20 protein-coding genes and 2 tRNA genes are annotated in these 22,314 nt (G+C 40.6%); 11 read left to right on the top strand and 11 right to left on the bottom strand.

The window, feature by feature from the left end; all coding sequences use genetic code 11:
• Positions 1-95 precede the first annotated feature (95 nt).
• A complete protein-coding gene (locus PE36_RS16175; protein ID WP_006033121.1) occupies positions 96-623 on the top strand; it encodes a carboxymuconolactone decarboxylase family protein in 528 nt (175 codons plus the stop codon).
• Positions 624-744: 121 nt separating this feature from the next.
• On the opposite strand, the gene PE36_RS16170 is transcribed toward PE36_RS16175, so the two are convergent.
• The 4 genes from PE36_RS16170 to queE all read right to left on the bottom strand — a co-directional run bounded on the left by PE36_RS16170 (position 745) and on the right by queE (position 5,532).
• Positions 745-2,121, bottom strand: a complete 1,377-nt coding sequence (locus PE36_RS16170) for a DUF1329 domain-containing protein (protein WP_006033120.1) — start codon at positions 2,119-2,121, stop codon at positions 745-747.
• Between the two features lie 79 nt (positions 2,122-2,200).
• The gene (locus tag PE36_RS16165) at positions 2,201-4,021 is read right to left on the bottom strand and encodes a DUF1302 domain-containing protein (protein WP_043994654.1); all 1,821 of its coding nucleotides are present in this window, start codon (positions 4,019-4,021) and stop codon (positions 2,201-2,203) included.
• 284 nt (positions 4,022-4,305) lie between these two features.
• Positions 4,306-4,689, bottom strand: a complete 384-nt coding sequence (locus tag PE36_RS16160) for a DUF4440 domain-containing protein (RefSeq protein ID WP_006033118.1) — start codon at positions 4,687-4,689, stop codon at positions 4,306-4,308.
• Between the two features lie 174 nt (positions 4,690-4,863).
• Positions 4,864-5,532: a 7-carboxy-7-deazaguanine synthase QueE gene (queE, locus tag PE36_RS16155; protein WP_006033117.1), complete on the bottom strand. Its 669-nt coding sequence runs from the start codon at positions 5,530-5,532 to the stop codon at positions 4,864-4,866.
• A gap of 131 nt (positions 5,533-5,663) precedes the next feature.
• Between queE and PE36_RS16150 the strand changes: the two genes are divergently transcribed.
• The 3 genes from PE36_RS16150 (at position 5,664) to PE36_RS16140 (ending at position 7,067) form a co-directional block, all read left to right on the top strand.
• Complete coding sequence (locus PE36_RS16150; RefSeq protein WP_006033115.1) at positions 5,664-6,059, top strand: CidA/LrgA family protein; 396 nt, start codon at positions 5,664-5,666, stop codon at positions 6,057-6,059.
• The gene (locus tag PE36_RS16145) at positions 6,056-6,745 is read left to right on the top strand and encodes an LrgB family protein (protein WP_006033113.1); all 690 of its coding nucleotides are present in this window, start codon (positions 6,056-6,058) and stop codon (positions 6,743-6,745) included. Before PE36_RS16150 ends, PE36_RS16145 begins: the two co-directional genes overlap by 4 nt.
• Positions 6,746-6,863: 118 nt before the next feature.
• Complete coding sequence (locus PE36_RS16140) at positions 6,864-7,067, top strand: CPXCG motif-containing cysteine-rich protein (RefSeq protein ID WP_043994648.1); 204 nt, start codon at positions 6,864-6,866, stop codon at positions 7,065-7,067.
• A gap of 183 nt (positions 7,068-7,250) precedes the next feature.
• Here PE36_RS16140 and PE36_RS16135 read toward each other — a convergent pair whose 3' ends face one another.
• Positions 7,251-7,856: a riboflavin synthase gene (locus tag PE36_RS16135; protein WP_006033111.1), complete on the bottom strand. Its 606-nt coding sequence runs from the start codon at positions 7,854-7,856 to the stop codon at positions 7,251-7,253.
• 273 nt (positions 7,857-8,129) lie between these two features.
• Between PE36_RS16135 and PE36_RS16130 the strand changes: the two genes are divergently transcribed.
• Complete coding sequence (locus PE36_RS16130) at positions 8,130-9,503, top strand: MATE family efflux transporter (RefSeq protein WP_043994647.1); 1,374 nt, start codon at positions 8,130-8,132, stop codon at positions 9,501-9,503.
• Between the two features lie 129 nt (positions 9,504-9,632).
• Here PE36_RS16130 and norR read toward each other — a convergent pair whose 3' ends face one another.
• Positions 9,633-11,270 (bottom strand): nitric oxide reductase transcriptional regulator NorR, encoded by a 1,638-nt coding sequence (gene norR / locus PE36_RS16125; protein WP_043994646.1) that lies wholly within the window; start codon positions 11,268-11,270, stop codon positions 9,633-9,635.
• 243 nt (positions 11,271-11,513) lie between these two features.
• Between norR and PE36_RS16120 the strand changes: the two genes are divergently transcribed.
• The gene (locus PE36_RS16120; RefSeq protein WP_006033108.1) at positions 11,514-12,743 is read left to right on the top strand and encodes an NAD(P)/FAD-dependent oxidoreductase; all 1,230 of its coding nucleotides are present in this window, start codon (positions 11,514-11,516) and stop codon (positions 12,741-12,743) included.
• 67 nt (positions 12,744-12,810) lie between these two features.
• Here PE36_RS16120 and PE36_RS16115 read toward each other — a convergent pair whose 3' ends face one another.
• Positions 12,811-13,314, bottom strand: coding sequence for a YgjV family protein (locus PE36_RS16115; protein ID WP_043994644.1), 504 nt, complete (start codon positions 13,312-13,314; stop codon positions 12,811-12,813).
• A gap of 484 nt (positions 13,315-13,798) precedes the next feature.
• Positions 13,799-14,125 (bottom strand): GNAT family N-acetyltransferase, encoded by a 327-nt coding sequence (locus tag PE36_RS24115; RefSeq protein ID WP_006033106.1) that lies wholly within the window; start codon positions 14,123-14,125, stop codon positions 13,799-13,801.
• A 338-nt stretch (positions 14,126-14,463) separates the two neighbouring features.
• Here PE36_RS24115 and hmpA point away from each other — a divergent pair, with 338 nt between their 5' ends.
• The 3 genes from hmpA to PE36_RS16095 all read left to right on the top strand — a co-directional run bounded on the left by hmpA (position 14,464) and on the right by PE36_RS16095 (position 15,907).
• Entirely contained in the window at positions 14,464-15,654 is a 1,191-nt protein-coding gene (hmpA, locus tag PE36_RS16105) for an NO-inducible flavohemoprotein (RefSeq protein WP_006033105.1), read from the top strand.
• A gap of 95 nt (positions 15,655-15,749) precedes the next feature.
• A tRNA-Val gene (locus tag PE36_RS16100) sits at positions 15,750-15,825 on the top strand.
• Positions 15,826-15,831: 6 nt separating this feature from the next.
• Positions 15,832-15,907, top strand: a tRNA-Val gene (locus PE36_RS16095).
• Positions 15,908-16,053: 146 nt separating this feature from the next.
• On the opposite strand, the gene PE36_RS16090 is transcribed toward PE36_RS16095, so the two are convergent.
• On the bottom strand, positions 16,054-17,082 hold the full coding sequence (locus tag PE36_RS16090; RefSeq protein ID WP_006033104.1) for a hypothetical protein: 1,029 nt from the start codon (positions 17,080-17,082) through the stop codon (positions 16,054-16,056).
• A 194-nt stretch (positions 17,083-17,276) separates the two neighbouring features.
• Between PE36_RS16090 and PE36_RS16085 the strand changes: the two genes are divergently transcribed.
• Together PE36_RS16085 and PE36_RS16080 are read left to right on the top strand one after the other, a co-directional pair.
• Positions 17,277-18,656 carry a lyase family protein gene (locus tag PE36_RS16085; RefSeq protein WP_043994643.1) on the top strand — a complete coding sequence of 460 codons (1,380 nt, stop codon included), beginning with the start codon at positions 17,277-17,279 and terminating at the stop codon, positions 18,654-18,656.
• 131 nt (positions 18,657-18,787) lie between these two features.
• Positions 18,788-19,723, top strand: coding sequence for a hypothetical protein (locus tag PE36_RS16080; protein WP_043994641.1), 936 nt, complete (start codon positions 18,788-18,790; stop codon positions 19,721-19,723).
• A 5-nt stretch (positions 19,724-19,728) separates the two neighbouring features.
• On the opposite strand, the gene PE36_RS16075 is transcribed toward PE36_RS16080, so the two are convergent.
• Both PE36_RS16075 and htpX read right to left on the bottom strand, forming a co-directional pair.
• Entirely contained in the window at positions 19,729-21,189 is a 1,461-nt protein-coding gene (locus PE36_RS16075) for a DASS family sodium-coupled anion symporter (RefSeq protein ID WP_083798017.1), read from the bottom strand.
• Positions 21,190-21,452: 263 nt separating this feature from the next.
• Positions 21,453-22,314: protease HtpX (gene htpX / locus PE36_RS16070; protein WP_006033100.1), on the bottom strand; the 862-nt coding region annotated here is incomplete at its 5' end.

The raw sequence follows: 22,314 nt of genomic DNA, 5'->3' as shown, positions 1-22,314 counted from the left end.
TACCACAAATTTAGCCTATTACTTAATTTAAACCATAATTAGTGTTGCAATGCTTCGTCATTCTAAATAAACATAGCAATACAGCGGGGTTAAGTATGCGTATTCCTAAATTACAATCAAGCCAGTATTCGTGGTTTATACGCCCGTTCTTATGGTTATTAGAAAAAAAACAAAATAAAACCTTAAAACCTGCACAGCTGCTGGGGCGTAGACCTAAATTATTTATCGCAATATTCTTATTATATAAAACAATTAATAGAAAAAGTTCCCCTATCCAGCCTTATATTCACGCACTCATGAGTGTACGCATTGCGCAGCTAAACCAGTGTCAATTTACCATCGAGCATGATTCTAAAGTATTACGAAGTCTCAAAGAAAGGTTAAATAAAGATAAACTATTAGATTGGCAGCATTGCAGTGATTTCAAGCCACAAGAATGTGCGGTACTGGCCTATACAGATGCGATCACCAATACGTCATTACATGTAACCGACAGGCATATTGACCAATTACGTTGTTATTATAACGATGATGAAATTGTTGAATTAACGACGATTATTGCATTCCAAAATATGACTACAAAATTTAACGCAGCATTTGATGTGTGTAAAAAGACAGTTTAGTAATGAAATTAATCCTAAACAAAAAAACGAGATATTTAATACTTGAATTAAGTACTAAATATCTCGTTTCAATAAGCAACTCACTTACTCACAGTTGCTTAATCATAATATTCAGGGCAGATTAACGACCCATACGTTTTAGCGCAGAGGTAGAGAAGTCTTTACGTTTAGCTTTAACGTCGAACTGAATACCTTTACGCTCTTCATTATTCAGGCCTGTCACTAGGTAACGACCTGCGATGATGTCATATAGAGTCTCAGCAGCAAACCAGTTCACATCTGCATTATAATATTGAACAGAGTGCGCTTCGGCAACACGCCACAAGTTACCACGTGCATCATAATGATCAATCACACCTGCTTGCCAGCTATCTTCATCAATAAAGAAGTTACGCTGTGCATAAACATGACGTTGGCCATCTTTCACTTTTGCTTGCACTTCCCAAACACGATGCTTTTCATAACGCGTATAGTCTTGATTAATATGACCTGGCTTCACAATATCTGCATATTCAAGATCTGTAGAAGAAAGATTGTAAGAGTTATATGGAATATACAGCTCTTTTTTACCTATCAGTGTCCAGTTATAACGATCTGGTGCGCCATTGTACATATCATAGTTATCTGACGTACGAGAACCTTCTACGCCGATACCTTCGCCATCATACGACACGTTAGGTGCACGACGAACACGACGTTGACCAGAATTATAGATCCATGCTTTACGTGGTTCCTTCACTTGGTCGATAGTTTCATGCACAAGGGCAATCGTACCCGTTAAACGTGCAGGGGCAATAATACGTTGCATGTAATAGAACAAAATATTGTCATCTTTCTTAGCATCACGACCGCCTTTCAGCGCTTCAGGAATATAGAATTTATCTTCTACTTTCACCGCAGTATACGCACCATTACGTTGTACCGGAATAGTCGTGATAACACGTTCAGCATGACCACCACGATAACGGGTAATGTGATTCCAAATAACTTCTAAACCATTTTCAGGGATTGGAAATGGAATTGATATTTTAAAATTATCCAAACCATTACCACCAGCCGATAACGTCGTATTTAATGCATTGCCTTTAATCGTCTCATAGATGTCATCAGATTGCGCAAAACTACGGCGCGTTTCATATACTGGCATTTTATACGTTTCAGGATACTTCTTAAACATCGCCAACTGGCCAGGTGTTAAGTTGTCTTTATATTGATCAACATTCGCCGCAGTAATAACAAACTGAGGTTTGTCCGCTGCAAATGGATTAGTTACACGATCATTTTTACCAATGTCAGTACCAAGAATGGCATTAGTAATACCACCCGTCCATGCCGGAATAGTTCCGTCTGCATTACCGGCCGTGACAGCGCCTACCGGTGTTAATTCTTTACCTAATTTGGCCGCATCTGCTTCACTTACTTTCGCAAATGTTGATGCCGAGAATGCCATCGCCACTGAAATGGCTGCTACGCTATATGCTTTATTGAATACTTTCATAATTAAAATCCTTTTCTAAAACTTTTATTCGTTCTATCCGTTTAAATAATATAAAAATAAATTATATTTCTATTATTTATTAGAACGATATACCAACTGCTGCAGAAACATAGTCACGGTCTGATAGTGGATTAAAATCACCGCCGAACTGCGTGTAACTAATCGACATAGAATACGTATTTAAATAATTAGCTTTAAGTGCTAGATTCACACCTGTACGACCTTCTTGGAACGTGCCTTGTGGTTCAGGGCTGTAACCATATACGTCATGTGACCACGCTACTGATGGTGCTAAATCAACACCAGCGAAAGCATTACGATAATCGGCTTTAACGGCTAAGCGATAGCCCGCACTGTCAGACGTTGTAAAACCGTCCTTATCATCACCTACGCCATCATAACTAACGCCATAAACCGTTGCACGACCGTATTTAATTGCATCGTCTGATTCATCTAAATCCCATACGTGGCCATAACCAAGTTCAGCAACCGCTGTAATTCGATCCGTACCTAATGCTTTATCAAAGAACTTAATCAATGTCAGTTGTGATTGGGTGTAATCAAAACGATGGAAACCATCAACGGTCTCCCCTGCCCCTGCTTGTGAATACTCTGGTGTTAATGGTGAATTAGGATCTGCACTTAATGCTGCAGCTAATAAATCTGCGCCATTAATCTGTAATGGCATATCCAGACGGTGGCTGACTTCACCTGATACCGCCCATTCCGAAACAGTCGTATTGAAACTTAGACCAAATAACTGAATATCTTCAGGATAAGCCGTATGGTATTTCGGATTATAAGCGGCAGCACTTGGATGCGTAGCAGGTAAAAATGGTGTATTTGGTATTGCACCAGCACCATTAAATTGACCTGTTTCAGGACTAGCATAAGGCAGGCGAGAGTGGTAATTCATATAATAAAAGCCGAATTCAGTTGCATTCAGACTTTCAGCGTAGTACTTAAATGCCACACCAAACTGTCCATCATCCGACGCATCTTCATCGGTACCACGTTCTGCGTAAAAACCACCAGCATGCAGTTCACTATCAACTAAACTTGGCAAAGGTGCCCCTGGTTGGATAACTAATTTATCACAGCCCTCAGCTAAATAATCGGCTGTCGAGAAATAGGTACCACAGCTATCAATCACTGTTGATTCAAATTCTAATTGATAAAATGCTTCTACACTTAAATTATCTGTTAAACCGATATTGGCAAACATCATGTTTACCGGTAGTAAACCCTCCTTCACTTCAGCACCAGGGCGGCGGAATGCAGCAGCATCAACCGGGTTAACCGCGTTAATACCACCTTGAATGAATGAGCTTTCCCCCCAGTTAACCACTTGCTTACCAAGGCGCAAGTCGACTGCTACTTCACCCAGGTAGAAGCCTGTAAATATATAAGCATCAAGTAGTGCGACACCTTTCGATTTTGTTAAATCGTTAAAGTCATCATCATTGATTGGTTCGTTAGCAACATAGCCATTAGTAGCACTACCGTGAACAACATCATTTTGATCAAGTGCGTAATCGTACCAATATTTACCACGGACAAAAGCACCAAAGGTGGTACCCTCCTCAGTTTCATAGGTTAGCCCAAGATCATGGAGTCCCTTAATAGTTTGGGTGAACGCATCACCTTTCTCGTAGTTTAAGTTACCATCGTCGCCAGTTGGGGTACTACCCGGTAAGCCACCGTTACCGACACCGACGTTTTTTGCCGCTGCTTCTTCGACACGCCAGCTTGAACCGGCTGTTATTTGAGAGTTAAACGACCCTTCAACATCGCCCCAGTTAAACTCAATCGCTTGAGGAGCTGCGGTATAGCCTGAAACCATTAGCGCCAAAGCAATTGGTGTTGCTTTAAAAAATTTCTTATGAGTTGTGTTTTTCATTTTAGTATCCATCCTATACCTTTAATTTGTTTTCATTCCATTAACAATTAGGTCTTAGGTATTATATTCACATAATACTTTTGTCACACAGTGTCATATACAGGCCAAACGTGCCAAATTATTGTCAATCGAAGCCATCGCGATATTTTATGCGAGCTGTGTCAAAGATTTACACTCAACCAAGAAACTTAATATCGGCGAAGTTAGCCCCCTAAAGAGGTGGTAAACAGAGGAATAGTACTAGATCGGTAGGATAAACATGAATTGATTGATATACAAACTTGTTAGTTTTTTGTTGCCTGATGAAATTGAAGTCGCCATTGTCGGTTGTAAAAACGCCAAATTGAACTACGTAAACTGCCTGTTTCTTTTACTACGCCCGCATTAATCGAATTAGCCTGATAACAAACCAACATGGTATCGGTTGCCAATTCAACAATTTTAAATTGGGTCAAGCTCCAACGTTGCATTGGAGATTTTGCTAATAACCAATTTACAATTTCACTGCGAGTGGTATAGCTTCCTATTGGTGATATCTCAAATAACTCAGGATGTAAGAAATCATCAAGCTGCATCCCGGGTTTAGAAAAGTCAGTATGTAATAACGTTTCTTCACGTTGTTTAAACTGTTCAATCAGTACGGTTTCTGATTTGTCAAAATGGGTCATCCCTAGTCCTCTATTTATTTATACCAATTGTCTGTTAATTCCAATTATCTATTCATACCAATCGGTTCTTGCAGCCAAGGTCATTATAAATCTTCTCATGCGTTATCGCGCATACCTTCAGCTACTGATAAATAGAGCAGAAGGTATACGAATAGAAACAAATGCGGATACAGTTTAATCGATAAAGATATATTTGTGCATTTGAACAGACAACTTCCAATTACGTTCAATACACAGTTTGATCGCTAAATCAGTTGCACGTTTTTGCTGCGAGATAGGTTGTAAACACATGATCTTGTCTGACGTATCAATATCAGCGATTAGCGCATCAAGTTCTTCAATGTGCTTTTCCATTGCGATCACATGTTTTATTTCATTAGCGCGGCGCAATGCACTTTGTAAGACTGGTAACTGACCTTTCATTTGGATCTTTGGTGATACCGTCACCCAAGTCGAATCTGTTGCACGTACTTCCGATGTACCAGATGTTTCAATCTGGCAGAAATACCCTGCTTGCTCCAATTCACTTGTCAATTCAACAAGATCATATTGGCAAGGTTCACCGCCCGAGATCACAATATGCTTTGCAACAAAACCATTTTTTTGTATCATAGTAATGAATTCTTGTGCAGTAAAGTTCGCCCAATGTGGTTTATCATCGCAAGCTTTGTTCACCGTTTGTTGTGACACTTGCATCTCAGGGTCGACCGTCCAAGTTTGTTTGGTATCGCACCACGAACAACCAACATCGCATCCTTGTAGACGAATAAAGATGACGGGATAACCAGTAAAATGGCCTTCACCTTGTACTGTTTCAAAAATTTCATTAACCGGATACTGCATTTTTATAACCTAATAAACTTCAAGTAACGTTTATTGTATCATCTGCCCTATATATTATTAACATTTATATGGGACACTTTCGATCGCACCGTAATTGCTTAGCAATCGCATAATTAGTAGGTAGGTAATCAATGAAAATATGGCTGTACAATATTTTCACCATTTTTTGTTTCGTGGTTTTAGGGCGTGGCATCAGCATGCTATTACCCGTTGCATTTCCCTCAAGTATCATCGGACTGTTGTTACTCTTTGTAGCACTTAGTAGTGGCATGTTGAAACAAAAATATGTCGAAAAAGTATGTGAGCAACTTAACCGCCACATAGGTATCTTATTTGTACCAGCTGGTGTTGCGCTCATGGGCTACTTTGAGTTAGTACAACAAAATCTAGTCGCGCTTATCATGGCGGGCCTGATTGGTACTGTCGCGATCTTCTTTACCGTTGGCCATACCTATTGTTATTTGAATCGTGCCAGTGCAGCGAAAGACAAAGCAGCGTTAACCAAACAGCCAGGTGATGATAAATGATCTTATATTTAGCAATTCCATTGACCCTTGCAGTTTACTTCCTTGCTCAATGGTTTTATAAAAAAACCACACTAGCAATATTCAATCCGATTTTATTAACGATTGGCGCATTAATCAGCATCATGCTGATATTTGGATTTGAGCTTGAAGAATACCAACAAGGCACAAATATCCTGACTCGTTTACTCGAACCAGCCGTAATTGCCCTTGCCTTCCCGCTATATCAACAGTTTGTGCATGTGAAAGCTAAAATTGTGCCTGTTTTAATAGCTTGTAGTGTTGGCGTAATTGTCGGTTTAGTGGTGACGACGTTTGTTGCAATCAGCTTTTCCGCCTCGCCAGAGATCATAGCCTCACTTGCACCTAAGGCGGTAACAACACCTATCGCAATGGCAATCAGCCACACCATAGGCGGTATTCCTGCAATTTCAGCAATCATGGTTATTATGGTCGGAATATTCGGCAACGTCTGCGCACCTTTCTTGTTAAAGCATTTGCGCATTAGAACACCAGAAGCACAAGGTCTTGCTATCGGTTCAGGTTCTCATGTTATTGGTACATCTAAAGCGATGGAACTAAGTCGTACCCACGGAGCCTTCAGTACAACGGCCCTGTTGATCAGTGCCGTGTTAACCTCGGTCATTGCCCCTGTGCTTTATCCATACCTACTAATTTGGATGCTATGACCGTTATCAGTTAACTCTCGACTGTCTATTAACACGACATATGCTCCAAACAGGCAAAAGTGTAATCTTCAGCTAAAATAAGCTTAGAAGATGCGATATATAGCCTATGGAGGTTATCATGAAACAGTTTTCGCATAGGACAATTGTGTGTCCTCATTGTGGTCAATTTGTTACCGCTGATATTGATGCCAGTAATGGCGCGCAAGATTATTATGACGAGTGCAGCTCCTGCTGCAATAGTATTCATTTTAAGTTATTGCATGATCAGGTTCATGAGAAGTATGAATTATTCATTGATGCGGATGATGAGCAGATCTTTTAAATACTTAGTTTTAATACAGAGTAAGTACATCGTTTTAAATGCACAGCTTTAAATGAAAAGTTTTATATTAGATTTTACATAAGGCCGGTTTAAAAGTACGTGTTAATTTAAGAGCGATACGCCATGTTTGAATAAACATCTAAGCTTGAATATCGCTCTTATATTTGTAATTGAAAGCGCTAGTTACTTTTTCAGCATCATACGTTCTACCGTATCAACAATCGCCTGGGTCTGACTGTCAATTTCGATATTTACATACTGGCCCACTTTGCGACCACCTAAGTTAGTAACAGCCAATGTTTCTGGTATTAAGTGTACCCAGAGTTGTCCGTCAGCAACATCACCTAAAGTTAAGCTAATGCCATCAATCGAAATAAAGCCTTTTGGTAACACGTATTTTTGCCATTCAGGTGCGATTTTAAAGCAGATATCACAGTTAGTTTCAGTACGATTAATCGTCACGATTTCAGCTTGGGTATGGACATGACCCGATAATAAATGTCCGCCAATCTCATCACCAAATTTAGCAGCGCGTTCTAAGTTAACTTCGTCACCTACTTCAAGGTCGATAAGGTTAGTCACTTTGAGCGTTTCTTCAATAACATCGAAACACACGCTGTTGTCATTTATCTTCACTACCGTTAAACATGTACCATTGTTGGCGATACTAGCACCGATAACTAAACCGTCTTGATGTGCTTTATCAAGCGTTACTTCTAATGTATGTAATTGCGCTTTTTTATCGATACTAATAATCTTTGCTTTTCTTTGTACAATGCCAGTAAACATAAATGACCTTTATCACTACTTAAACGAATATGCTTTACTATATCGCGTTAATTTAGATAATTCATCTAGTTAATAACCTGATGTTAATATCCAATAAAATATTTTTAAATACATCTTTAAAAACTAGCTATAAAGGATTAATATGCTCCTAGCTGGATCAGGTACGTCCTCACGAACGCGAATATCACTACATTCATAATCATTTCTTTCGTTTTCAGCAACATCAAATCTTAGAATACACAACATAACAACCCTAATATATCCGGAGTATCAGTGCAGAAATATCGATCTGAGGTTTCTAACTTATTTAAATTAATGGTTCCAATTCTGATCGCACAACTTGCGTTCACTGTCATGGGCTTTGTTGATACCGTAATGGCTGGTGCAGTAAGTGCGACAGACATGGCGGCGGTCGCGATTGCCAACAGTATTTGGTTCCCAGTATTAATGTTCTTAGTGGGCATTTTAATGGCGATCACACCGATCGTTGCGCAGCTTTACGGCGCAAAAAGACAAAGTGAAATTGCGCAAGTCGTATATCAAGGTATCTGGTTTGTACTAATCATCTTCCTGCCAATGATGGCGTTGCTATATTACAGCCCGATGATCCTAGAATTCATGCATGTTGAAGATAGATTAGCCGAGCTAACAACAGATTATTTACGCGTTATTTCATTAGCATTACCGTTTGCATGTGGTTATCAAGTGATCCGTAGTTACCATGAAGGTTTAGGTATTACCAAACCAACAATGGTGATTGGCTTAATCGGTATCATGGTAAACGTACCAGCAAACTACATCTTCATTAACGGACACTTTGGTATGCCAGCACTGGGCGGTGTTGGTTGTGCTGTAGCGTCTGTATTAGTATTTGTGGCGATGTGTTTTTCGATGATTGCTTATAGTTATTTCCATAAAGACTTTAAAGAGATCAAATTATTTGATCAAGTTTACGGTATCGATAAGAAAGAAATGTCGCACATGATTGGTGTTGGTTTCCCGATTGCCGCGTCGATGTTCTGCGAAGTAACCCTGTTTGCTGTTGTGTCTATCCTGTTAGCACCACTTGGCGCAATCACGGTTGCAGCGCATCAGGTTGCATTAAACTTCTCATCAATGATATTCATGTTACCACTTAGTCTGGGTATTGCCGCGACAATTATCGTTGGCCAATATGTCGGTGAGAAAAAACCGTTACAAGCGAAGTTTGCCAGTATCACAGCGATGTGGATGGGCGTTGGTCTATCTGTTATTACAGCAATCTTAACTATCCTACTGCGTAATGAAATTGCAGAAATTTACACCGAAGACATGACCACCATTAACATTGCAACAGGGTTAATGTTAATTGCAGCTGTGTATCAAATCTCGGATGCAGTGCAAGTTATTGCAGCGGGTGCATTACGTGGTTATAAAGAAACAAGTGTGATCTTTTACATCACCCTATTCTCTTATTGGGCTGTGGGCATGACAATTGGTTATACGCTGGCGTTAACAGATTTAATCGTACCTGCAATGGGCGCAGCTGGTTTTTGGATTGGCTTTATTTCGGGTCTAACAATGGCGGCAATATTGTTATCGATTAAACTAGCGAGTGTGTATAAGAAAACAACGCAAGGTCATACACCTGAGCTAACAGCAATTTAATCGCGACAAGTACTTTGGCTCTATTTTATTAAGACTCCATAAGACAGTCGTGAATAAAAAGGCGGTAGTGAACCTCATCACTACCGCCTTTTTGTATTCACATTTCATTCAGTAAGTAAGTAAAATGAATTATTGAATGTCTAGTCGTTTCATCAATCGGTGTAAATTACTTCTATCAACGCCTATCGCACGCGCCGTTGCAGCTGAATTACCGTTATGTTCAGCTAACACCTTTTTGATAAACTGAGTCTGAAAATCATCGGTTATTTGTTTTAAATTATTGTCATTATCAGCAGTACTAATTACGATGTCATTTTGCCCTGCTACATGACCCACGCTAACCATGCCTTTTGCGATAACGTCAGAATCCGTGTTCATATTAGTATGTAAGCTAGCATTTGACTCACCAATTGCAGACTGAATGTCCAAGTCACTGCTTTCTAACACAACAACCCGATCATTTTTCCGGTTACGAGCAGCGGCTCTTAATGAAGCACGGCTTAATAGATGCTCTAACTCTCGGACATTACCCGGCCATTCATATGCCAGTAATGCACGTTCAGCGTCTTTGGCTAAGGTTAAGTTATTAAGACCAACTTTACGTTGGATCTTGGCAAGGAAGCTGCCTGCTAATAACAAGATATCATTGCCGCGTTCACGTAAATTTGGCACTGTTAATGGATACACAGTTAACCTGTGGTACAAGTCATCTCTAAATCGTCCTTCTGCAACTTCTTTAGCAAGATCTCGATTGGTTGCAGTAATTAATCTTACGTCCACTTTATGGGGTTTATCACTGCCTAAGCGTTGCAGTTCACCAAACTGAATAACCCGTAATAACTTGGCTTGAATAGACAAAGGTAGTTCACCTATTTCATCCAGAAATAATGTACCACAGTCTGCAAGTTCGAATTTACCCAGACGGTTTTTAGTTGCACCAGTAAACGCCCCAGCGACATGACCAAACAACTCACTTTCGACCATCGTTTCGGGTAATGCGGCGCAGTTCACGGTAATTAATGCTTCTTTGGCACGTTTTGACGACATGTGAATTCGACGCGCAACTAACTCTTTACCTGTGCCAGATTCACCATATATCAATGCAGCCAAATCTGAATCAGCAACTAAATCAATTTCTAAATTAAGCATGTTCATTGCAGGACTAGAGCCTATCATTTTTTCGCTGAATTTATCACTAATTAAGCTGGCGGTTACCTGCTCTTGTCGTTGCACTTTTTGGTCTAATGAAAAAATTAAGTTGGCGGTTTTAATCACCACTTCAGTCAGGCCAATCATAGAGTTTAAGATCTTTGGGTCGAGTGAGTCGAAGCGTTGTGGATTAAGTGCATCCATAGTGACGATCCCCCACGGCTTATTATCAATCACTAACACCGCGCCCATGCAATCATGCACATTAAGTTGGCCGTCAGGGGTTTGGATCAAGCCATCATAAGGATCGGGAAGCTCACAATCAGTATCAAAACGGTGTACCTTTTTTTGCACTTCATTGTCATAGTGGGCTAAGATCTGCTCAAATCTTGGATGTTCTGCGATGGGGAAATGTCGCCCCATTGCTTCGATTTGTAATCCATTCGCCGCTTTAGGGATCAAGTTGTCGCCTTCCAGCTTTAGCAACACGCATGCGTCACATGAAAAGATATCCCGCCACGCCTGTAATAGTCGGTTATATCGTTGATATTTAGGCAACTCTCTAGATAGATCATAAATAATAGTATCTATGCTCTCGATAAAGCGCAGGTTTTCCATGTAACAGATCCTTAATAAGGTCATTCAATAGCGATTAGTTATAGCATTGCGTGGTCAAAGTGACAACAGGTTAAATCATCACCGTTGAATTATATACTGCGGCTTATTGTTGATTTGTATCAACTATTTTTATTGATTTACTAATATTTTTGAGCCGATTATCTAACATGTGGTAAAGTCACCTACTAAATATTTAATAGATAAATCTGCCGGGTTAAGACTCGACATAATAAGGAATTCTTTGTGTCATCAACACAAGCACATGTCGTCATTATTGGCGCAGGCCCTTCAGGTTCACTTGCTGCTGCACTGCTTAACAAACAAGGCATCAATGCAACTATCATCGAAAAATCAACATTTCCACGTTTTTCAATTGGCGAAAGCTTGCTACCCGCGTGTATGGAATCGCTTAAAAAAGCGGATATGTTTGATGCCGTCAACGCTGCTGGTTTCCAGTTTAAAAACGGCGCGGCTTTCCACGCGAGCGGTAAATATACTGAGTTTGATTTCACCGATAAATACACGGCTGGTGAAGGCACTACATTCCAAGTACAACGTGGACACTTCGACAAACTGCTCGCCGACTGTGCAGAGCAACAAGGCGTCACCATTAATTATGAGCACGAAGTTAAAAGTATTGATGTTGATAAAGATAAGCCTTTATTAACTGTCCTGGATGAAAACCAACATAGCTATGAAATAGAAGCTGATTTTATCCTTGACGCCAGTGGCTTTGGTCGTGTTTTACCACGTTTACTCGGACTGGAAGAACCATCGACCCTGCCACCAAGACGCGCTATCTTTACTCATATTGAAGACAACATTACTGCGGCTCACTATGACCGTAATAAGATCTTAGTTTCTGTGCATCCAGATGACAGTAAAGTTTGGTACTGGTTGATTCCATTTAGTAACGGCACGTGTTCGTTTGGTGTGGTTGCTGAACCAGAGTTCTTTGCTAACTATCCAGATGACCATCTTGAAGCGCTAAAGCAATTAGCCAGTGAAGAACACAACCTCGCGACGTTACTTGCACAAGCAAACTATCCTAACCCTTGTGGTTCTATCATGGGTTATTCTGCCAATGTGACTAAGCTGTTTGATCGTAACTTTGCCTTGCTTGGTAATGCCGGTGAGTTTTTAGATCCGGTGTTCTCGTCTGGTGTCACCATTGCGATGAAATCCGCTGAGCTTGCAACTGACTTATTAATAAAACAGTTCAACAATGAAACCGTTGATTGGCAAACTGAGTATGCAGATACGCTTATGACTGGTGTTAACGCATTCCGTTGTTATGTTGAAGGTTGGTACACCGGTGAATTCCAAGACGTGATCTTGCACGACAATCCTAATCCGAAGATAAAACAGATGATCTGCTCTATTTTAGCGGGTTATGCGTGGGATGAAACCAATCCGTTTGTTGCTGAACCAGAGCGTCGATTGAAAGCTGTAGCAGCGCTTTGTAAGGCTTAATCGATTTTTCTAACAACCCTGTAAATCAATTTATGAATTACAGGGTGTTTAACACCTATACGATTGTTTATATCACTGCATCTCTTTTGTAATAGTAACGATAATAACCAACTAAATTACTAGTAATAAATAAGGCTTCCATGATCACCGCCGTCGGTGAGCCAATCAAGTAATTGTGTACTAGCCAGAAACTTGTTCCCACTACCATCAACTCTCTTAAACGCTTATCGTCTTTATTAAACGCAGCCACAGTTTGAATGCTTGAAGCCAAGAAACTCAAAATACTAATCAGCCCAGAGTAAGTCAACACAGTCGCGATTAAAGATGCTGAACCAAATAGGTACTTTAGTTTTGGTGACGTCGTAAATATACTGACTAAATAACGAATCGTAGCGATAACCATCAAACTCGCAGCTGTCCACTGTTCAAGTAGAATGAAATGACTCGAAATAAGCGCACCCGCACAGAACAAACAAGCGACAATCTTCTGTCTCTCTTTAAATTGAAAAGACATTAAATCAAAACAAATAGCGATAGCGACTAATACTTGAGATATAAAAAATAGCGACACTGCGATCTCCTAAAACGTAGCCATCGTAACAATGACCTTATCATTCCATTTAAGAGCCACAGTCTACATGTTCATTCTTAGTGAGAAAAGCCGGTAACTATATCTATACTTATATTTACAAACGGCTAAGCACTAGCCACTATAAACACTTCGCCACTGAAGTTACTTTTAAATGTAAATGCAGCAGTAAAGTGGTATCTGCACTCTGCATAAATAAGTAAATTCAATTTTCATTACAGATGTAATTAACTCTTAAGGTGTCGGTTGCGTGGCCCCCATTCTTATATGTTTACAATTGCAGTTAGTATATATGTAAATCCTGACTTTCATTGTCTGTTTTCATATAATTAGGTATTAAATCAACGAATTCAGCCCCAGACTTTTTTGCCACACTAATACTCGCGGTATTATTTTCAAGGCACCTAAATTCAATAATTTTTGCATCTGTGTTTGCTAACAAAAAAGAGGGTAACTGAGCAATGATTTAAACGATAATGCCATTGCCATGTGCAGCATGCGACAGCCAATAACCGACCTCAGCAATACCACTCCCAACTGAAATAGACTTGATACCAAAGACTCCAAAAACTTGCTTGTTGAATTGTATTTTGAACCATCGCGAGCCTGACAACCCACTATTGATACGTTCTACTATGTATTTATAAGCGGATATCTCATCTCGAACGCCATCAACCCAATAGATATATTTTCCTAATTGGGGTCGGCTGAATTCAACTAAATCTAATATATCTGAAGAATCAGTAACCTCTAGAGGGAGTAACTCGATGTTTTCTGTAATACTCAATTTCATATAAAGCGCCCTCGTAAATATATCAACTCAACAACCAGTACGGGAATGTTATTAATTCCTTTATGAACAATACCTTACCAATTTAAGACAGCAAGGTAAACAGCTTGTGAGCATTCAAGCTTCATTCCATTTAGCCATTCACAAGAGTTGTCATTTAGACACCCTGTTGTTTTATTGACAACTTACAGTGGTTGTCATAAGCACAACGCCTTCAATAACTGAAATTACAAACAACTATAAAACAATAACTTACAAACTTGGCACGGCTACTGCTATAGAACAAATACAAACATTGATCTAAATCAATTTATCTCACTAACCTCTACAAGGTAGCTATTATGTTAACCCAACACACTATTGATATCATCAAAGCGACTGTCCCTGCTGTTTCTCTTCATGCTAATGATATTACAGCGCATTTTTATCCTTTGATGTTTAGAGAATACCCAGAAGTAAAACGCTTCTTCAACCAAAGCAACCAAGCAGGTAACGCACAGCCTAAAGCACTGGCAAATGCCCTTGTTGCATATGCAGGTAACATCGAAAACCTAGCGGTATTAGAAGCAGCCGTAAACCGCATTGTTAACAAACACGTGTCACTTAATATCCAACCAGAACAATATGCGATTGTTGGCGAATGCTTATTAAAATCAATCAAAGCCGTACTGGGTGATGCAGCAACAGATGCAGTGATCGAAGCTTGGGGACTTGCATATTGGCAACTCGCAGACCTGCTAATCGCAGCAGAAGAAGCGGCTTATACAGCTAATGCAGAAAAAGAAGGTGGCTGGCGTGGTGAGCGTGAATTCGCTATCACAACAAAAGTAGCAGAAAGCGATATCATCACATCGTTCTACCTTACTCCGACTGATGGCAAACCTGTTACATCATTCACACCAGGTCAATTTATTGGTTTAGTATTAACCATTGATGGTGAAGAAACGCGTCGTCAATACAGCCTGTCTGATTCACCAAACTCAGAATACTTACGTATCAGTGTTAAACGTGAAGAAGGTGGTACCGTATCAAACTACCTACACAGCCGCGTTCAAGCGGGCGACACACTTCGCGTATTAGCACCAGCGGGTGACTTTGTGTTAAAAGACAACAACAAACCCGTTGTACTTGTCACTGGCGGCGTTGGTATTACACCGGCAATCAGCATGCTAAACAGCTTGAAAGACACAGACCGTCCTATTCACTTTATTCATGCCGCAATGAACACCAAGGTGCATGCATTCCGTGACCATGTAACAAACCTTGCAGCTGAAAACGACAACATCAAACCCTACTTCGTTTACAGTGATGCAACAGCAGAATGCAAGCCAGATGCAACCGGTTTCATCAACTTAGCCATGCTTGAAGAAAAAATCGGTGATGATCGTGATGTCGAATTCTATTTCTTAGGTCCAAAACCTTTCATGCAAGCAATAAATGGCTTCGCACCAAAATTAGGGATCCCAGCTGAAAATGTGCATTTTGAATTCTTTGGTCCGGCAGAAGATCTAAATATCGACCCAACTGCTTAGTTTTAAAGCAAAGGACTGATATTATTTAAAAAAGACTTGCCGATAATTTGGATGCGGGCTAATATTTGTCTCGTCTTAACGACGTACCAAATTATGCTCGCTTAGCTCAGTTGGTAGAGCGCTAGCTCGACATGCTAGATGTCACAAGTTCAAATCTTGTAGCGAGCACCACATTCCGCGTCCTTAGCTCAGTTGGTAGAGCGCTAGCTCGACATGCTAGATGTCACAAGTTCGAATCTTGTAGGACGCACCAAATAATGAAGCCTTGCTCAATGAGCGAGGTTTTTTTATGCCTAAAATTCACAACAACCCCGCTAAACCAATTAGTGTGCAAACCGGCTTAGCAAGGTTTCAATGTTGATCAAAACTCTTGGTATTAAGCGCTTAAATCCTGATGTTTCAAAGCTCAGATAGGCAAGTATTGCTCTCCACACCGCTTTCCTTCAAAACACATAACTCATTTACAATAATCGTTTTTAACTCCGTCACCGCAGTAACGTAATCAACATCACCCAGTTGCAACGCTTGATAACCTGGAAAACTTAATCTCAGCTTATTCATTTGCTTATCGATATGCTTAATCGTCGTTACTAAACTTGCGTTAAACTCACTGACCAACTTATCCGCGCTTTGTTTCTCAATAACAGACAAACCTTGTAAGATCCCTGTTTCACTAGCAAAGTGCTCTGCCAGTGCAAATTCAACATCTTTATACCACTCACGCACGGCTAACAGTGGCGCGACATCAGTATGTAACCCTTGATGAGAAGTAGATAAGATCGGTGCTTGAGCAAACAACTCATTAAAGCGCACTTGAGTATCAACGTATTTGATCATGGCTGGAAATAACAACTGTATGTCATCAAGCTTGAGCTGTTCATTGGCTGCGAGGATTAATGCTTGTTGCTTGGCTTTACGCCATTTAGCGGAGAACCAACGAAACATCCCGGCATTATCCAAACAGCATTGGATCGATTGCAGTGAACTTATCGACCCCAGCGCATTGGTATTCACAAACGGCGCAAGCTTCTTGTTTAATGGTTTTAAAATGGCTAAATGCTGTTGTAATGCCGCTAAACGAAAATCCATTTCATAACAATTAAAACTATCATCCCTTAACGACCATAATGCTTGCGGCGCACTCTGGATAAGTTGCACCAACACAGCAAGTTGTTCAGTACTGGTTGCAGAGCCATGTAAGCAAATTTGTAATTCTGATGGTAAACCCGCTTTTCGCTGCGCGTAGCTATCTTGCAATTGCTGACAGCTCGCTAAAACGGCATCAAGCTCAAGGGTCTGGAATTCAATTGCTTCAAGTGTCATCAAACCCGAAATACCCAAGTCGTTTAGCTGTTTAGCTGCACCAGCATGGGGTTCGTCGTTTAGTGTTTTATCTTGTAGCAAACGACCCATTTCCAAAGATGACATTATTTTATCCTACTCAATATTAGGTTATGCAAATTAACCGCCTGTTTAACTTAGCATAATCAACTGCAAATATTTAACAGACTTCAGCTTACCTTATTCCGCAGCGTTAATCGACCTACTTCATCTGACCTGCTATTCGCTATACTATTTAATAATATATCTTGATTTTAAAACTGACTGAAACAGGTGACATCATGGTTAATACTCGAATTGAACGCGACAGCATGGGTGAAGTCAACGTACCCGGCAATGCGCTTTATGGCGCTCAAACTCAACGTGCGATAGATAACTTTCCTGTAAGTGGTCAAACGCTACCCGTAGATTTCATTAAATCGCTATTACTGATCAAATCAGCCGCTGCAGAAGCCAACCTCGCATTGGGGTTATTGCCCGAGGATATCGCCAACGCTATCTGCACTGCAGTTAATCAGTTGCTAGCCGACGAAAATATCATGCAGCACTTTCCCGTAGATATTTATCAAACAGGTTCAGGCACGAGCTCTAACATGAATGCCAACGAAGTGATTGCCCATCTTGCTAGTATCTATAGCCAAACCAAAATTGATGCCAATGATCATGTCAATTATGGTCAAAGCAGCAATGACGTCATACCCAGTGCAATTCATGTCAGTGCCGCAATCTTAGTCGAGAAACAGTTATTACCGGCACTGCAGCATTTACAGCAAACCATCGTCGACAAAGCGCTAAGCCTAAATCATCTCGTTAAAACTGGTCGAACCCATTTGATGGATGCCATGCCCGTAAGAATGAGCCAATCGTTATTCAGTTGGGCAGCTCAAATCAGTTACAACATAGATAATATTAAGATGTTACAAGCCAAGTTACAGCGACTTGCACAAGGCGGAACGGCAGTGGGTACGGGGATCAATGCCCATCCTGATTTTGCCAACCACTTTAATCAAAAACTGTCTGCATTAACCGGTATCAGCTTTAGCCAAGCCGATAACTTTTCTTTTTTAATGGCAACACAAGATACCGCTGTCGCGTTATCCGGTCAGTTAAAAACAACCGCCGTCTCGTTAATGAAAATTGCCAATGACTTACGCTGGATGAACTCGGGTCCACTGGCCGGATTAGGCGAAATAAGTTTGCCGGCGCTACAACCCGGTTCATCCATTATGCCGGGGAAAGTAAACCCAATCATACCAGAATCAACTGCGATGGTGGCGGCACAAGTGATTGGTAATGATGCCGCCATCACCATTGGCGGGCAATCAGGTAACTTTGAACTGAATGTGATGCTACCAATGATCGCGACTAACCTCATTAGCAGCATTAATCTACTGACATCAAGCTCACGGTTACTCGCTGACAAAGCAATCGCTGGTTTTGAAGTACATGAACAACAATTAACACAAGCACTTTATAAAAATCCGATTCTAGTCACGGCACTAAACCCAGTCATTGGTTATCTTAAAGCCGCTGAAATAGCAAAACAGGCTTATCGTGAACAGCGGCCAATTATCGATGTCGCAGAAGAAAATACAGCGTTAACACGACAAGAACTAACAAAATTATTAGACCCAGTGCAACTAACACGAAATATAAAGTAACCTCAAAACTGGCATAGTAGTTGAATGCTATGAATTAGTTGTTTAAATGTTTATTAAAAGCTGTTTAAATGTTGTAGTTATTGTTGATAATTTTAAATTCAAAACATAAATTCAAAGAAAAGTGGTGATCTATGAAGACAATGCCAATGCTAGACCAGTTCATTCAGCGTCACCAGTTGGATGCAGATTATTTAACGCATGCATCAGAATACTTTTCTAGTGCACTACTAAGTATCGTCTCGCACCAAAAACAGGCAAAAAAGACCTTTATCGTCGGTATCAACGGCTGTCAAGGCTCGGGGAAATCTACCCTTGCCGATTATTTAGGTACTCGCCTAAGTAGCGAATTTGATTTAAATGTTGCAGTATTATCTCTGGACGACTTCTATTACAGCAACAAACAACGTAACGAACTAGCCAATCAAATTCACCCTCTATTACGTACCCGTGGTGTTCCTGGGACGCATGATATGACCCTTGCCAAGGCAACATTAGATAAGCTCTGTGCAGGCGCAACGGCGGACTCCCCTGTACTGCTACCACGATTTAACAAATTTGCTGACAACCCTTACCCTGAATCAGAATGGCCAATTGTCGATCGTCCTATTGATGTGATCATCTTAGAAGGTTGGTGCCTAGGCGTACAACCGCAACTGATGAAAGACCTTATTTATCCGATCAACAAATTAGAAGCGACAAAAGACAAATACGGCATTTGGCGCAGTTATGTTAATCAACAATTAAAACAGAACTACCAAGGATTTTATCAACGTATAGATCATTGGTTAATGCTCAAAGCACCTAGTTTCGACAGTGTACAAGCATGGCGATTTGAACAAGAAAATAAACGTCAAGCGTTACAACAGAATACTGACCACAAGCAACAAGAAACATTTATGACCAGTGCAGAAGTGCGTAATTTCACTGCTTATTTCCAACGCATTACCGAGCAGTGTTTAGCAACGTTACCCAACCAATGTGATTGGGTATACGAATTAGATAATAAACGTAACATCGTTAATACTACGCAACCTACTTTAACAACATCAGCAACAACTGTAGATTGAAGCGGCTAAACCAGTACCAGAATAACCACATAAACCAGAGACAAACCAGCAAGGCCCATGATGAGTCCAACTCTTGCCATATCCTTGCTGGCAACTAATCCCGTCGCATATGCCAACGAATTAGGCGGAGTTGAAACCGGTAATATCATCCCGAGTGAAGCAGAACACGCCACCACCACCAACATCACCACCAATGACAAATCATCCATTGAAGTCGCGACTGCCGCAGCGATGGGCATTAATAAATTAGCCGTTGCTGTGTTGGAAATAAAATTGGCCATTAACCAACACAAGAAAGACATAACTAAGATCACCAACAAGGCCGGCAGCACTGAATAATCAATCGAGTTGGCCATGACAGTCGCTAATCCAGTTTTATCTAACGCAATACCAATCGCAATACCACCAGCAACCAGCCATAACACATCCCAATTAATCAACTTAAGTTCTTCTTTACCTATGATGCCTGTTAGCGTGAAAATCGCCAGAGGCACAATTGCCACAACATAGGTATTCATCCCGTGTAGACCAGTGCTCATCCACAGAACAATCGTGAGCGCAAAAGTGATATACACAACTATCGCTTGCCAACTCCGCTGGAAATCACCACCGAGTTGTAAATGTATACTGTCACCACTGAATGGGAACAATTTTTGTAATAGCCACCACGCAAAGGCTAATAATACCAACACAAATGGTAGCCCAACCATCATCCAATCAAGAAAGCTGACACTATAAAGATCATCTAAATACTGTAATGCAATCGCATTGGGCGGCGTGCCTATCGGGGTTGCAATACCACCGAGATTGGCCGAAATTGGCACGCACAAGACTAAGGCTTTAATGCCCTTCTCCTCTTTCGGTACTGACATTAGGATTGGACCTAATAATGAAAGCATCATCACAGTCGTTGCGGTATTGGACATAAACATCGAGAACATCGCAGTGATCATCATCAAGCCCAGCATAATCGACGCGGGTTTCGTGCCAAAAGGTTTTAATAATACGTTGGCGAGATTGGTATCAAGGGCATATTTGTTCGCTGCAATGGCTAGTGAGAAACCACCAAGGAACAACACAATAATCGGTGAAGAAAAGGCCGCAAAAATATCGTTATAATGCATCAAGCCTTCGATATTAGCAGCAGGGTCTACACCATCATTAAAAAAGCGAAAGCTGTATAACCCTTGATCAGACAGCATCATCAACTCAAGCGTGATAATTAAAATTGAAGTGGCAAACACAGGGACAGGTTCGAGGATCCATAGCAGGGCCGCAAGAATAAAAATGGCTAACAATCTATGCTGGATTATAGTGAGGTCCGAAAAGGGTAATTGAGACGTAGGTACAGACAGTAAAAATAGCGGGATCCCAAATGCAATGAGTAACTTAACTAACCTCGTCATCAACAAATTTGTTTCAATACTATTACGATCTGGTTCTTTATCTATAGTCATGTTCGTCATTAGCTTTCACCTCATAAGCTACTAATTCATAACATATAAAATACACTTTTTTAGCATTTATTATTCGTTTGTCTATCACGTTTTAACGTTATAACAGCACTTTATTAACCATAAAGAGATAGCATTTAAGTTCTATCGCAAAACTTATCTCTAAAATAGCCTCATAGAAGGTAAAAAGCCCCAAAGGGTTGCTCTTACTGTTAGCAAGAGTGCCAATGGGGCTAACTTAATCATCGGAAATGATTATTTAAAACATTCGTATATTAAAGGTTACGTAATGCGTTAATACGGTTTTGCAGTGGAGGATGGCTCATTAATAACTCCATCATGGTCTTCTTACCAGTAATACCAAACGCCAACATCGAACCTTCAAGTTGTGTTTCTTGACCCGTTTTAAGACGCTCAAGAGCTGCAATCATCTTCTCTTTACCGACAAGGTTGGCAGCGCCAGAGTCTGCTTTAAACTCACGTTGACGGCTGAACCACATGGTTAAGAAACTGGCTAAGAAACCGAATAGCATTTCTAACGCCATTGATACGATGAAATAAGTCATAAAGCTACCGCCGCCTTCACCCTCGCCTTCTTCATCATTCGATGTGAAACCACTTACTGCATTAGCAATAATACGTGATAAGAAGATAACAAAGGTATTCACAACACCTTGCATCAAGGCCATCGTGATCATGTCACCGTTAGCAACATGGTTGATTTCGTGAGCAACAACCGCTTCAGCTTCATCGCGTGTCATTTGTGCTAATAGACCCGTTGATACCGCAATTAAGGCAGCATCACGTTTAGCACCGGTTGCAAATGCATTCATCTCGGCAGCATCATAAATAGCAACATCAGGCATACCAATACCTGCTTGTTTGGCTTGTCGAGCAACAGTTTCTAATAACCAGTGTTCATTCGAATTACGAGGTTCGGTGATGATCTCGCCGCCAATTGAACGAAGCGCCATTTTCTTCGACATCATTAATGAAATTAATGAACCACCGAAACCAAACAATACCGCCATCACCAACAACCCAGAAAGGCTACCTGATTGAATACCAGTAGTCGCATAGATAATGTTTAATACAATACTAAAAACCACCATTACGGCCAGGTTGGTTGCTAGGAAT

Origin of the sequence: Moritella sp. PE36 (genome assembly GCF_000170855.1) — a bacterium.
Taxonomy (GTDB): Bacteria; Pseudomonadota; Gammaproteobacteria; order Enterobacterales; family Moritellaceae; genus Moritella.
This window is presented reverse-complemented; position numbering and strand designations above follow the sequence as displayed.